The following is a 13,325-nucleotide window of genomic DNA, read 5'->3' as shown; positions in this document are numbered from 1 at the left end:
CGGCCACGAACGGGTGGAATGCCTGCAAGCCGCGACGGCGATGGCGCGGGGGCGTGCCGGGTTCGTTAACGGTCCTATCCGAGCGGGACGACGTCGGCCCTTGAGTGAACCCGCAGGTTCAGCGGTGCACGGACTCCCTCGCGCGGTTCGCACGAGTATGGGGACGAGTCTGTGAGTGTTGAGTCTACGTTAAACGGCCTGGGTGTCCACCAGACACAGATTGATCACACGTCCACATGGTGAGAAGCTACTTCCCAGTTAGTAGGTAAAGGGACGGACCACCGCAGGCTGATCACCTGCGCCCGGTCACGTGACCGAAACGTTTCCCGCGCGTGTCGGGCGCGTCGCAGAGGTTAACCGCGCGACGTCCCGCCGCCGCCCTTCGATGATCGCTGATCTGTGCCGCGAAGTGCGGCATCCGATGGATGCGGCTCCGATGGATGTTTAGATCCGAAACGGCGATCACCGGTCCCCGCCCCGCCGTAGTCTGCGGCTGAGCACGTCCGCTAGGACGGAGGGGGACGACCGTGAACCCGACTCTGCAGGTCACGCTGGGTGCGCTGGCGTACATCGGCCTCAAGATCCTCGCCTGCGCCGCCATCCTGGTCATCGGCTGGATCATCGCCAAGGTGATCGGCTCACTCGTCGACAAGGGCCTGGCCAAAGCCCGGTTCAACCACCTGGCCCAGCGCACCGGCATGGACCGCTGGACCGGCCGGTACACCCCCAGCGGGCTGGTGGGCATGCTGGTCTACTACGCGCTGCTGCTGTTCACGTTCCAGCTCGCGTTCAGCGTGTTCGGGCCCAACCCGATCAGCAACCTGATCGACGACGTGATCGCCTGGCTGCCGCGCCTCATCGTCGCCTGCGTGATCATCGTGGTGGCGGTCGCCATCGCCAACGCCGTCTTCAACGTCATCAGCAACGCCCTGTCGCACTTCTCGTACGGGCGTGCCGTGGGCCGGATCGCCCAGGTCGCGATCATCGCGCTGGGTGCCATCGCCGCGCTCAACCAGGCCGGCATCGCCACCACCATCACCACGCCGGTGCTCGTCGCGATCCTCGCCACCATCTCCGGCATCCTCATCGTCGGCGTGGGCGGCGGCCTGATCGGCCCGATGCGCTCCCGCTGGGAACGTGCCCTCGGCCGGATCGAGGAGGAGAGCACCCGGGTGTCCGCACACCTCAAGGCCCGCGCCGCCGAGCAGCAGACGGCCGCCGCCCTCACCAAGGACCGCGGCGACACCATGGTCCAGCCCAAATACCCCGGCGAGACCCCGCAGGACGTCAAACCCGGCACCAAGGTCACCGCCGAGGAGGCCGCCGACCGCCTCACCAAAAAGGCCACCGCCCTCCGCAACGACATGAAACCCGGCCCCGAACTCTGACCCGACAACGACTCCCACCGGCGCAGCCCCACCCCGCCCCACCTCTGGCGTGCCGATCTTGCGCGAACTGTGGGTGCGACACGCCCATATCGCCCATAAGGGCAACACTTCACGCAAGATCGACGCGATCATGGCGGGCGGGTCTCAGGGTTCTGGTGATGATCGCGGTCTCGTGTCACAACCTGCGGTCCGGCCCCACAATCCGACACGAACCCGCGATCATGGCGCGCGGCGCGCCGCAGGGCGTGCGAGCGTGGCGCGGCGGCGCCGGACGCGCGAGGGTGCGGCGGCGTGGCACGGCGCGGGGCGCGCGAGGGTGGCGGTGTGGCGCGCGGCGTGGGGATCGTGCGGCGGCTGGTGGAGGGCGGGTGGTGAGGGCCGCCGGGTGGGCCGGTCAGGTGGTGGGGGGTTGCCAGTCGGCGGCGACGGCGGCGGCCTTGTCGAGGACGCGGGGCGCCAGCGCGCCGAAGGCGCGGTCGCGAGCCCGGGTGACCAGGTTGCCGCGTGGGGCGAGCACCGCGCCGACGCGCTGGGTCTGCCGGACCACCTGCGCCGCTCGTGCCCGGCGCGCCGCGGAGTACGCCGCCAGCGCCGCGTTGCAGCCCGGTCCGGGGATCGCCGGCAGCAGCAGGGCGCGCAGCGTGGCCGCGTCCTCCAGCGCCAGCCCGGCCCCCTGGGCCAGGTGGTGCGGCATGGCGTGCGCGGCGTCGCCGACCAGCGCGAACCCGCCGGTCCCGACAGGGAACGCCAGCTCGGACGGCAGCGGCCGCAGCTGCCGCCCGTCCTGCTGTACGAGGTCGTCCGGCTCGGTCGCCGCGAGCAGGTCCGAGATGGGTGCGTGCCAGCCCGCGAACCAGCGCTTGAGCAGGGTCAGCTGGGTGGCCTTGGGCTCGGGCCGGGCGGCCCCGGCCACGGTGGCGGTCCAGTAGATGCCGCCCCGGCTGGACGCGCCGGAGCTGCCCCGGTCGCCCAGCGAGGCGGCCAGGAAGCGGTAGCCGCCGCTCAGCGTCTCCCCCGCCAGGACCAGGTCCTCGGGCAGCTTGGGCGCGCGATACCACGGGATGACGGCGCGCCAGGCGGCGTAGCCGGAGCTGACCGCGATCGACTGCGGCGCGAGCCGGGCCCGCAGTGTGCTGTCGGCGCCGTCGGCCGCGACGATGACGTCGGCCTCCCAGGTGTGCCGGCCGTCGCCGACGGCGGGCCGGTCACCGGGGCGGGCGTGCATGGTGCGCACGGTGATGCCGGTGCGGATCTCGATGTGGTCGCCGAGCCCGGCGATGAACGTGTCGTGCAGGTCCTCAGCGTGTACGACGACCGGGGTGGCGGTGGCGCTCGCCGCGGAGGGCTGGGCCAGCCACTGCCCGTCGGCGCGGCGCAGGCCGCCGACCGGCACCGGGGTGGCGATGGCGCCGAGCCCGGTGCCGAGGCCGAGAGAGCGGAGCGCGGCGACGGCGTTGGGCCACAGCAGCAGCGCGGCGGGCTCGGCACGCAGCCGGTCCGCGCGCTCCAGCAGGGTGACCCGCCACCCGGTCCGGGCGAGGGCGCCCGCCGTGGCGAGGCCGCCGACGCCCGCTCCGACCACCACCGCGCTGCGCATGTGGCTCAGCCCTTCGCCGCGGTCTTCTGCGCGGGCAGGTCCGCCGGGCCGTCCGTCTCGGCGTCGTCCGCCGGGCCGCCCGGCTCGTCACCGGCGTCGCCGGACGGGCCGCCGACCGCGTCCGGGCGGGTGCCGTCGGCGAGGAAGGCCTGGTACTGCTCCTCGGTGACGGTCTGGAAGCCCTTGACGGGCTCGCCCGCGGCGTCGACGTTCGGGATCAGGAACTCCTGGACGCCCTTGACGAGGAAGAAGTACGCCGCCGCGCCCAGGAACACGATGATCGAGGTCCACACGTTGAGGCGCAGGCCGCCGATCATGGTCGCCGGGTCGGTGCGCATGGCCTCGATCCAGCCGCGGCCGAGCGTGTAGAGCATCACGTAGAGCGCGAACGCCCGGCCCTTGCCGAACTTGTAGCGCTTGTCCAGCCAGTACACGACGCCCGCGACGCCGAGGTTCCACAGCAGCTCGTAGAGGAACGTCGGGTGGTAGAGGCCCTCGCGCAGTTCCGGCTCGCCGTCGGGGCCGACCATGGCCTGGCCCGGGGTGGTGTCCGACATGACGTGGACCTGCAGGCCCCACGGCAGGTCCGTCTTGCCGCCGTACAGCTCGTTGTTGAACCAGTTGCCGAGCCGGCCCACGGCCTGCGCCAGTGGCAGGCCCACCGCGATGGTGTCGGCCACGAAGCTGAACGACATGCCGAGCTGGCGGCAGGCCAGCCAGGCGCCGAGCGCGCCGCCCGCGACGCCGCCCCAGATGCCGAGGCCGCCCTCCCAGACGTAGAGCGCCTTGACCAGGTCGCCACCCTCGCCGAAGTAGGCGTCGGGCGAGCTGAGCACGTGGTAGATGCGGGCGCCGACGATGCCGAACGGCACCGCCCAGACGGCGATGTCGAGCACGGCCCACGGCGGGGCACCCCGGCTGCGCATCCGCCGGTCGGTGACGATGCAGGCGAGCACGATGCCCGCGATGATGCACAGCGCGTACGCCCGCAGCGGCACCGGTCCGAGGTGCCAGACCGCCGTGGACGGGGACGGGATGGAGGCGAGGTTCACGAGCGCAAACCCTACCGTCCCAGCCCGTCGATCCCCACCCCCCGCCCGCCCCGACTTTGCGCTGATCATGACCCGGGACGGCCACGGACATCGATCATGAACTTAGGGGCGGCGACACGCCGTCGAACACGCCCCTAAGTTCATGATCAACGCAGAGGGGGTCAGGGGGTGAGGCCCGCCCGGAGGTCGTGGGTGAGGGTGCGGAGGGCGGGTTCGCCGCCGTCGGCGAGGGCGGAGACGAGGGCGCTGCCGACGATGACGCCGTCGGCGTAGGCGCCCACCTCGGCGGCCTGGACGCCGCTGCGTACCCCCAGGCCGACGCCGACGGGGAGGGTGCCGGAGACCTTCTTGGCGCGGGCGACCAGGGTCGGCGCGGCGGTGGAGGTGGCGTCGCGGGCGCCGGTGACGCCCATGACCGCGGTGGCGTACACGAAGCCGCGGCAGTGCCGCACGGTCATCGCGATGCGCTCGTCGGTCGACGAGGGCGAGATCAGGAACACCCGGTCCAGGTGGTGCTGGTCCGAGGCGGCCAGCCACTCGTCCGCCTCGTCGGGGATGAGGTCGGGCGTGATCAGCCCGGCGCCGCCGGCCCCGGCGAGGTCGCGGGCGAACGCGTCGACGCCGTACTTCTCGATCGGGTTCCAGTAGCTCATCACCAGCACGGGCACGCCCGCGCCGGACACGGCCTCGACGGTGGCGATGACGTCGCGGGTGCGTACGCCGCCCGCCAGCGCCTGCTCGGTGGCGCGCTGGATGACGGGTCCGTCCATGACCGGGTCGGAGTACGGCAGGCCGATCTCCACCAGGTCCACCCCGGCCTCGATCATCGCCTTGACCGCGGAGATGCCCCCGGCCACCGACGGGAACCCGGCGGGCAGGTAGCCCACCAGCGCCGCCCGGCCCTCGGCCCGCGCCTTCTCGTAGGCAGTCGTGACGTTCACCCGATCACATCCCCGTCGAACAGCCCGAAGTACTCACCCGCGGTGTGCATGTCCTTGTCGCCGCGGCCGGACAGGTTCACGATGACCGTCGGCTCCCGGCCCAGCTCGGCGCGCAGCGCGGGCAGCTCGCGCAGCATGCCGGCCAGCGCATGCGCGCTCTCGATCGCCGGGATGATGCCCTCGGTGCGGCACAGCAGCGCGAACGCGTCCATCGCCTCGGCGTCGGTGACCGGCTGGTAGCGCGCCCGGCCCTGGTCGTGCAGCCAGGCGTGCTCGGGGCCGACCGACGGGTAGTCCAGGCCGGCCGAGATCGAGTGCGACTCGATGGTCTGGCCGTCCTCGTCCTGCAGCAGGTACGAGCGGGAGCCGTGCAGCACGCCGTGGCTGCCGCCGGTGATGCTGGCGGCGTGGCGGCCGGTCTCGACGCCGTCGCCGCCCGCCTCGAAGCCGTAGAGGCGCACGTCCGCGTCAGGCACGAAGGCGTGGAACATGCCGATGGCGTTGGAGCCGCCGCCGACGCAGGCCGCGACCGCGTCCGGCAGCGCGCCGGTCTTCTCCAGGCACTGCGCCCGCGCCTCGACGCCGATGCCGCGCACGAAGTCGCGCACCATCGCCGGGAACGGGTGCGGCCCGGCCGCGGTGCCCAGCAGGTAGTGCGTCTCGTCGACGTTGGTGACCCAGTCGCGCAGCGCCTCGTTGATCGCGTCCTTGAGCGTCTTCGAGCCGGTGGTGACCGGGATGACGGTGGCGCCGAGCATCTTCATCCGGGCCACGTTCAGGGCCTGGCGCTTGGTGTCGACCTCGCCCATGTAGACGACGCATTCGAGGTCCAGGTACGCCGCGGCGGTGGCGCTGGCGACGCCGTGCTGGCCCGCGCCGGTCTCGGCGATGACGCGGGTCTTGCCCATCCGCTTGGTGAGCAGCGCCTGGCCGAGCACGTTGCGCACCTTGTGCGCGCCGGTGTGGTTGAGGTCCTCGCGCTTGAGCAGGATGCGCGCGCCGCCGACCCGCTCCGACAGCCGGGTGGCGTCGTAGAGCAGGGACGGGGTGCCCGCGTACTCGCGCAGCATCCGCTCGAATTCGCCGGTGAACTCGGGATCGGCCATGGCCTTGCGGTAGTGCGCGTCCAGCTCGTCGAGCGCCGCGATGAGCGCCTCCGGGACGAACCGGCCGCCGTACGGGCCGAAGTGGCCCCGGTCGTCGGGCAACATGTGCCCCTCCTTCGGCGTCAGCCGCCGCTCCGGCCGAGCAGCGGTCAGGCGAGGGGTGTCCGCGTCAGCGGGCGGGGCGCGGCGTCGCGGGGTGGTTGCCCGCGTTGACCAGCTCGGCGACCGCGTCGCGCGGGCTCTTCTGGGTGACCAGGCCCTCACCGACGAGGACCGCGTCGGCACCCGCCGAGGCGTACTTGATCAGGTCCAGCGGACCCCGGACGCCCGACTCAGCGATCTTGACGACGCTGTTGGGCAGGCCGGGCGCGATCCGCTCGAACACCGACCGGTCCACCTCCAGTGTGCGCAGGTTGCGGGCGTTCACGCCGATGACGCGGGCGCCGGCCTCCAGGGCGCGGTCGGCCTCTTCCTCGGTGTGCACCTCGACCAGCGGGGTCATGCCCAGCGACTCGATGCGGTCGAGCAGCCCGGACAGCACCTTCTGCTCCAGCGCCGCGACGATCAGCAGCACCAGGTCGGCGCCGAACGCGCGCGCCTCGTGCACCTGGTACGTCGAGCAGACGAAATCCTTGCGCAGCACCGGGATGCCGATGCGGGCGCGGACCGCCGCGAGGTCGTCCAGGGAGCCGCCGAACCAGCGGCCCTCGGTCAGCACGCTGACCGCGCGGGCACCGCCCGCCTCGTACTCCGCGGCCAGCTCGGCCGGGTCGGGGATCTCCGCCAGCGCACCCTTGCTGGGCGACGAGCGCTTCACCTCGGCGATCACGCCGACGCCCGCGCGGCGCAGCGCCGCGTACGCGTCCAGGGGCGGCGGGGCCGCCGCCGCGCGCTTCTTGATCTCGTCCATGGAGACCAGGCGCTCGCGCGCCTCGACGTCCTCACGGACCCCCGCGATGATCTCGTCGAGCACGCTGCCGCCGTGGTCTCGCATCGATGCGCTCGGGGCCGGCTCGCCTGGCTCCATGCTGCTCAGCTCGTCGGATGCCATGGGCAGATGCTAGGCACCCGCCGCACGCGCAAGGTGAACGGGGTATGGCGTGCCTCACCTGATGGGCTAGTGCATAATGCCGCACCCGGTGACGTGCGATGGACGACCCGCTGGCTGCTCAGGCATGCACAGACGTCCGATCACCGGACCTGGGACATTCATTCATCCCATCGCGGGCGCACGCTCCGCACGAACTCCGCCAGGCGCGGGCCGTGCTCGACCCGGGCCCGGGTGGGGTCGGCGGCGATGCGCCGCACCAGCGCGCGTACCCCCGCCGGATCGTCCCCGGCGACCAGCAGCAGGTTGCCGGTGCCGCGCCCGCGCAGGAGCGCGGCGTCGGCCACCACCGCCACCTCGCCGAACACCTCGCGCAGCGTGGCGGCCTGGCGGCGGGCGAACATCAGCGGGGCCAGGTCCATGACGTTGGCCAGATACCAGCCGCCCGGCCGCAGCGCCCGCCGCGCCGCCCGCGCGAACTCGACCGTGGTCACGTGCGGGGGCACCTTCGCGCCGGTGAAGATGTCGGCCACGATCACGTCCGCCGAGGCCGGCTCGGCCTGCTCCAGCGCCGCCCGTGCGTCGGCCGTCACCAGCTCGATGCCGTCCTGCGTCACCGGCAGCCGGGTGGCGACCAGCTCGGACAGCGCCCGGTCCAGCTCCACCACCGTCTGGGCGCTGCCCGGCCGCATCTCCGCCAGGCAGCGCGGCAGGGTCATCGCTCCCCCGCCCAGGTGCAGCACGTCCAGCGGGCCGGGCGGGCACACCGCCTCGATCACGTCGGCGAAGCGGCGGATGTAGTCGAACGCGATCAGCGTCGGATCGTTCAGGTTGACGTGCGACTGGGCGGTGCCGTTGAGCCGCAGCAGCCACGCGTCGGGCAGGTCGGGGTCGGGGATCAGCTCGGCCGTGCCCGTGTCGACCCGGACGATCAGCGCCCGGTCAGACCCGCGGATCATCGGTGAGGTCCTCGCCCCGGTCCAGCGCGTCCCACAGGTCCCGGGTGTCCTCGACCCGCGGCTCCGCGGCGGCGGTGCGGCGCGCGTGATCGCCGCTGCGCCGCCAGTACCAGACCGCGACCACGCCCGCGGCCAGCGCCAGCACCGCGGGCCGCACCCACGACACCGACCCCCCGGGCACGAACCACAACAGCACCAGCACGGCCAGGCCCGCAAGAACGATCATGCGGGTACGCCGCACCGCGGCGCGCTTCGCGTCGTCGGCGTCCACCGGAGCGCCCGCCTCCGCGAGGTTCGCCACGTCCGCGGCCCCCGCCAGGCCGTTCGCGACGGATGTGCCGTCGGCGGCGTGCGGCTGGGCAGCCGTGTCGGGGGTGCTCATCGGGCCGCCTGGAGGGTCTGCGCGGTGGCGATCGCGGCGAGCACCGCCATCGCCTTGTTCCGGGTCTCCTGCTCCTCGAACGCCGGGTCCGAGTCGGCCACCACGCCCGCCCCCGCCTGCACGTACGCCGTGCCGCCGCGCAGCAGGGCGGTCCGGATCGCGATCGCCATGTCCAGGTCGCCGCCGAAGCCGAAGTAGCCGACCGTGCCGCCGTAGAGGCCGCGCCGGGTCGGCTCCAGCTCCTCGATGATCTCCATCGCGCGCACCTTCGGCGCTCCCGACAGCGTGCCCGCCGGGAACGTCGCGGCCAGCGCGTCCAGCGCCGTGCAGTCCGCGCGCAGCTCCCCGACCACCGTCGACACGATGTGCATCACGTGGCTGTAGCGCTCCACCATGGCGAACTCCGGCACCTCGATCGTGCCCGCGCGCGACACCCGGCCCAGGTCGTTGCGGCCCAGGTCGACGAGCATGACGTGCTCGGAGCGCTCCTTCGGGTCGGCGATCAGCTCCGCGGCCAGCGCGGCGTCCGCCTCCGGCGACTCGCCCCGGGGCCGGGTGCCCGCGATCGGGTGCAGCAGGCCCCGGCGTACCCCGTCGTCGCCCTTGGTGATCTTCACGTGCGCCTCGGGGGACGAGCCGACGATGTCGAAGTCGTCGAAGCGCAGCAGGTACATGTACGGGCTCGGGTTGGTCGCGCGCAGCACCCGGTAGATGTCGAGCGGGTCGGCGTCGTTCTTCGCCTCGAAGCGCTGCGACACCACGATCTGGAAGCAGTCCCCGGCCCGGATCGCCTCCTTGGCCACCTCCACGGCCTTGCCGAACTCCCCCGCCGGGGTGCGCGACACCAGCTCCGCGGGCCGCACCCGCTGCACCGTCGAGATCATCGGCGGGGTCGGCCGGGACAGCGCGGTCGTCATCGCGTCCAGCCGCCCGATGGCATGGTGGTACGCCGCCGCGACCTGCTCGGCGTCGGCGTGCTCGGGCAGCACCGCGTTGGCCACCACGATCGCCTGGCCCAGGAAGTGGTCCAGCACCACCAGATCCGTGGCCAGGAACAGCCCCAGCTCCGGCACGTGCAGGTCGTCCTCGGCCAGCCGGGGCAGCCGCTCGAACCGGCGCACCAGGTCGTACGACAGAAAGCCGACCAGTCCCCCGGTCAGCGGCGGCAGGTCCTCGTCCCCCGCGTCGTCGCCGGTCAGCGCGGCCACGGTGTCCCGCAGCACGGCCACCGGGTCGCCGGTCACCGGCACGCCGTCCGGCGGGCTGCCCAGCCAGTGCGCCTGCCCGTCCCGCTCGGTCAGCGTCGCCAGGCTGCGCACCCCGATGAACGAGTAGCGCGACCAGGCCGTGCCGGCCGCGCCCGCGCCCTGCTCCGCCGACTCCAGCAGGAACGTGCCCGGACCGCCCGCCAGCTTGCGATACACCCCCACCGGCGTCTCCGCGTCGGCCAGCAGCCGGCGGGTCACCGGCACCACCCGGCGGCGGGCCGCCCGCGCGCGGAAACCGGCCAGGTCCGGGCTGACCGCCCCGCTGCTCGCGGCGTTGCTCATGCCGTCATCTCCTGGCGCTCCGCGGTGATCTCCAGCTCGTCGGTGAAGCAGGTCCGGCTGCCGGTGTGGCACGCCGGGCCGACCTGGTCCACGCTCACCAGCAGCGCGTCCCCGTCGCAGTCCAGCGCCACCGAGCGCACGAACTGGTGGTGGCCCGAGGTCGCGCCCTTCACCCAGTACTCCCCCCGGCTGCGCGACCAGTACGTCGCCCGGCCCGTGGACAGCGTGCGGCGCAGCGCCTCGTCGTCCATCCAGGCCAGCATCAGCACCTCACCGGTGTCGAACTGGCGCACCACCGCCGCGACGAGCCCGTCGCGGTCGCGCTTCAGACGGGCCGCGATGCGCGGATCCAGCTGCTCGGTCCCTGACACACCGCGAATTCTCCCCCACCGCTGATCACATCGACACGCCGGTGCGGCGGGCGTCTCACCTGTTGCCTCATGATCGCCCGACTTGCCTGGCACATCGGCGTATCTTGGCCGCGCATACCGCCGATTGCCAGGCAAGTCGAGTGATCGAGGTGGCCCCGGTCACAGTTTCGGCCGCTGGGATGACGCGCGGCCGGGGTGCCCGGCGGTAGGTTGCCCGCATCCCCGCGAGCGCCCGTCGTGGCGCTGTACCCCACCGCGCGAGAGCCGAGGTTCGCATGACCAACCCCCACTTCGCCCCGCTGCCGCCACGCATCCCCGCCTTCATCCCGCCCGTACCCCCGCAGCCCGCGCCGCAGGCGGAGGCGGAGGAGGAGCAGGAGCCCACTCTCCAGCTGAGCCCGCAGGAGCGGGCCGCCCTGCTGGAGACCACCAGCGAGCTGCCGACCGTCGCCCCACCGGCCGGCACCGACGAGCCCCAGGCCGAGACCGACGACACCCCCGACGCGCAGGCGGACGACGCGATGTCCGGCGAAGCGAGCGAGGCCGGGGACGCCGTCGTCGCGGCCGATACCGAGCAGGTGCCCGACGCGCAGGCCGGGGACCCGGCTGAGGCGGAGACCGTCGAGGCGCTCGACGCGGCGGCCGAGGACGGCCCGTACGCGGAGACCGACGACACCGCGCAGGTCGAGGCCGAGGCGGACGAGGCCGCCGACCCGGAGAACGACGACGCCGCGGAGCCTGTTGCCGAGTCGGACGAAGCCGCCGACGCGGAAGGCGACGAGTCCGTGCAGCCCGTGGCGGAGTCGGCGGAGAGCCTCGACGCGGAGCCGGGATGGGACGCGCCGCTTGAGTCCGAGGCGGATGAAGCCCTCCACGCGGAGGCTGACGGCGACGCGGAGGCTGACGGCGATGACGCGCCCGAGGCGGAGGCCGACGTCATGGCGGAGGCCGACGTCGTGGCGGAGGCGGACAGCGACGACGCGGTGGAGGCTGAGGCCGACAGCGACGTGGCGGAGGCGGAGGCCGCGACCGAGGTGGACGCAGAGGCCGACGGTGACGACCCGGCGGGGGCCGAGCACGACGTGGCGGTGGAGGAGGCGGGGGCCGGCGACGCGCCGGAGGCTGACACCTCGGCCGACGTGAACGCGGAAGCCGACAGCCACGACGCGGCAGCGGCCGAGCACTACGTGGTGGTGGAGACCGTGGCCGGCGACGCGCCGGAGGCTGACACCTCAGCCGACGTAGACGCCGAAGCCGACAGCGACGAGGCGGTAGAGGCCGCGGCCGAAGCCGACGGGGAGGTCGCTGCGGAGGCCGACGTGGACGGGGAGGCCGACGACGAGGACGCCCCTGAGGCCGAGACCTCGGCCGATGTCGAGGCGGAAGCCGGGGACAGCGCTGAAGCGGACGAAGACGGCCTGGACTCGGAGGGCGACGCCGACCACGCGCCCGAGGCCGTGAGCGACGCCGAGGCGGGCGAATCCCCGGAGGCAGAGGCGGACGGCGAGGACGTGTACGAGGCGGAGGCGGACGAAGCACCGGACGCCGAGGCCGCCGCTGACGCTGACGCTGACGAGGCACCCGAGGCCGTGAGCGACGAGACCGACGCTCCTGAAGCAACGACCGACGCCACGGAGGGCCCCGAGGCCGCGGACGAGCTGGATGGGGAGGCCGATGACGAGGTCATCGCCGAAGCGGTGACCGACGCGGCCGAGGAGTCCTACGGCGAAGTGGCGACGCAGGCTGAGGCCGAGGAGGACGCGCCGGAGGCGGCGACCGGAAGCGCGTACGCGCCCGAGGCCGAAGCGGACGGCGACGAGGTGCCGGAAGTGGTGAGCTACGGCGAGGCCATGGTCGAGGCAGCGGCGGACGCCGAGGCCGAAGCAGACGCACCCGACGCCGAGGCTGTAGAACTGGACGCCCCCGAGGCGGAGGCGGCTGTGGAGGACACCGCCGCCGCGGAGACTCCCGAGTCGGAGGCGGAGGCCGAGCAGGTCGCCGTCGCGGCGAGCGGCCCAGCGGCCGAGGAGCCGGCCGAGGCCGACGACGAGGTGGTGGACGCGGAGATGGAGCTGGACGCGCCGGCCGGGGGGCCGGGCGTGGACGTGCTGCCGGTGGCGGCCGCGGCCGGGGAGCCCGCAGAGGAGCGGGAGCTGGCGCTGGTCGCGCCGACCGCGACCGCGCTGCGGCCGGGGGACGTGGCCGAGAACCCCATCGCGGTATGGGAGCCCGCGCAGGCGCAGCGGTTCCGCGAGGCGTGGCGCGAGGTGCAGTCCCGGTTCGTCGACGAGCCGGAGGCGGCGCTGAACGACGCGCACGAGCTGGTCAACGAGGCGGTGGCGGCGCTGGCCGCGTCACTGCTGGCCGAGCAGGGCGACGTCGACCCGCGCCGGGGCACGGCGACGCCGGACACCGAGGCGATGCGGATCGCCATGCGCGGCTACAAGAACTTCCTCGACCGCGTACTGGCTCTCTGAAACACGATGCCCGCCGCGCGTCCCGCTGCCGGGGCGCGCGGCGGCGCCGTCTCCGGGCCCGTCGCGCGCGAAGATCCGTTTTGTGGACGCCCAGCGTTGCCCTGGCGACGCCTAGCGTCCACAAAAACGGATCTCCACCGGAACCGGGCGGCGCATTCCGGACCTTCCCGGCGCGGCAGCCAGGTCAGCCGGGTCAGCCGGGTCAGCCGGGTCAGCCGGGCGATGATCGCGAGTTCGTGTCCAATTCCTCAGCCAGACCGCGCCTTTCGACACGAACCCGCGATCTTGCCCCGGACAACACCACTTGACCGCTGCTGGAGCCGACCGGCGGCCGGTGCAATCCGGACCTTCCCGGCGCGGCGGCCGCGTCGGCCACGCGATGATCGCGAGTTCGTGTCCGAACCCTTGGCCAGACCGCAGGTTTCGACACGAGATGGCGATCTTGCCCGCGGAC

11 protein-coding genes are annotated in these 13,325 nt (G+C 73.3%); 2 read left to right on the top strand and 9 right to left on the bottom strand.

Going from position 1 to position 13,325, the window contains the following annotated elements:
- Window positions 1-527 precede the first annotated feature (527 nt).
- Window positions 528-1,388 carry a mechanosensitive ion channel family protein gene (locus tag Cba03nite_RS02315; RefSeq protein ID WP_239125401.1) on the top strand — a complete coding sequence of 287 codons (861 nt, stop codon included), beginning with the start codon at window positions 528-530 and terminating at the stop codon, window positions 1,386-1,388.
- Window positions 1,389-1,782: 394 nt separating this feature from the next.
- On the opposite strand, the gene Cba03nite_RS02310 is transcribed toward Cba03nite_RS02315, so the two are convergent.
- The 9 genes from Cba03nite_RS02310 to hisI all read right to left on the bottom strand — a co-directional run bounded on the left by Cba03nite_RS02310 (window position 1,783) and on the right by hisI (window position 10,403).
- Window positions 1,783-2,985: an FAD-dependent oxidoreductase gene (locus Cba03nite_RS02310; protein WP_203741147.1), complete on the bottom strand. Its 1,203-nt coding sequence runs from the start codon at window positions 2,983-2,985 to the stop codon at window positions 1,783-1,785.
- 5 nt (window positions 2,986-2,990) lie between these two features.
- Window positions 2,991-4,037, bottom strand: a complete 1,047-nt coding sequence (lgt, locus tag Cba03nite_RS02305; protein ID WP_239125400.1) for a prolipoprotein diacylglyceryl transferase — start codon at window positions 4,035-4,037, stop codon at window positions 2,991-2,993.
- Between the two features lie 161 nt (window positions 4,038-4,198).
- The gene (trpA, locus tag Cba03nite_RS02300; protein WP_203741143.1) at window positions 4,199-4,978 is read right to left on the bottom strand and encodes a tryptophan synthase subunit alpha; all 780 of its coding nucleotides are present in this window, start codon (window positions 4,976-4,978) and stop codon (window positions 4,199-4,201) included.
- A complete protein-coding gene (trpB, locus tag Cba03nite_RS02295; RefSeq protein ID WP_203741141.1) occupies window positions 4,975-6,189 on the bottom strand; it encodes a tryptophan synthase subunit beta in 1,215 nt (404 codons plus the stop codon). Before trpB ends, trpA begins: the two co-directional genes overlap by 4 nt.
- Window positions 6,190-6,253: 64 nt before the next feature.
- Complete coding sequence (trpC, locus tag Cba03nite_RS02290; protein WP_203741395.1) at window positions 6,254-7,111, bottom strand: indole-3-glycerol phosphate synthase TrpC; 858 nt, start codon at window positions 7,109-7,111, stop codon at window positions 6,254-6,256.
- A gap of 182 nt (window positions 7,112-7,293) precedes the next feature.
- On the bottom strand, window positions 7,294-8,091 hold the full coding sequence (locus Cba03nite_RS02285) for a spermidine synthase (protein ID WP_203741139.1): 798 nt from the start codon (window positions 8,089-8,091) through the stop codon (window positions 7,294-7,296).
- Window positions 8,075-8,473 carry a Trp biosynthesis-associated membrane protein gene (locus tag Cba03nite_RS02280; RefSeq protein ID WP_203741138.1) on the bottom strand — a complete coding sequence of 133 codons (399 nt, stop codon included), beginning with the start codon at window positions 8,471-8,473 and terminating at the stop codon, window positions 8,075-8,077. Before Cba03nite_RS02280 ends, Cba03nite_RS02285 begins: the two co-directional genes overlap by 17 nt.
- Window positions 8,470-10,023, bottom strand: a complete 1,554-nt coding sequence (locus Cba03nite_RS02275; RefSeq protein WP_203741137.1) for an anthranilate synthase component I — start codon at window positions 10,021-10,023, stop codon at window positions 8,470-8,472. Before Cba03nite_RS02275 ends, Cba03nite_RS02280 begins: the two co-directional genes overlap by 4 nt.
- The gene (gene hisI, locus Cba03nite_RS02270; RefSeq protein ID WP_203741393.1) at window positions 10,020-10,403 is read right to left on the bottom strand and encodes a phosphoribosyl-AMP cyclohydrolase; all 384 of its coding nucleotides are present in this window, start codon (window positions 10,401-10,403) and stop codon (window positions 10,020-10,022) included. The genes Cba03nite_RS02275 and hisI overlap by 4 nt, the downstream gene beginning before the upstream one ends.
- A 266-nt stretch (window positions 10,404-10,669) precedes the next feature.
- Between hisI and Cba03nite_RS02265 the strand changes: the two genes are divergently transcribed.
- A complete protein-coding gene (locus tag Cba03nite_RS02265; protein ID WP_203741136.1) occupies window positions 10,670-12,871 on the top strand; it encodes a hypothetical protein in 2,202 nt (733 codons plus the stop codon).
- Window positions 12,872-13,325 lie beyond the last annotated feature (454 nt).

It is taken from the genome of Catellatospora bangladeshensis (assembly GCF_016862575.1).
Lineage (GTDB): Bacteria > Actinomycetota > Actinomycetes > Mycobacteriales > Micromonosporaceae > Catellatospora > Catellatospora bangladeshensis.
Note: the sequence above shows the minus strand (reverse complement) of the source record. Positions and strands in the feature narration are given on the sequence as shown.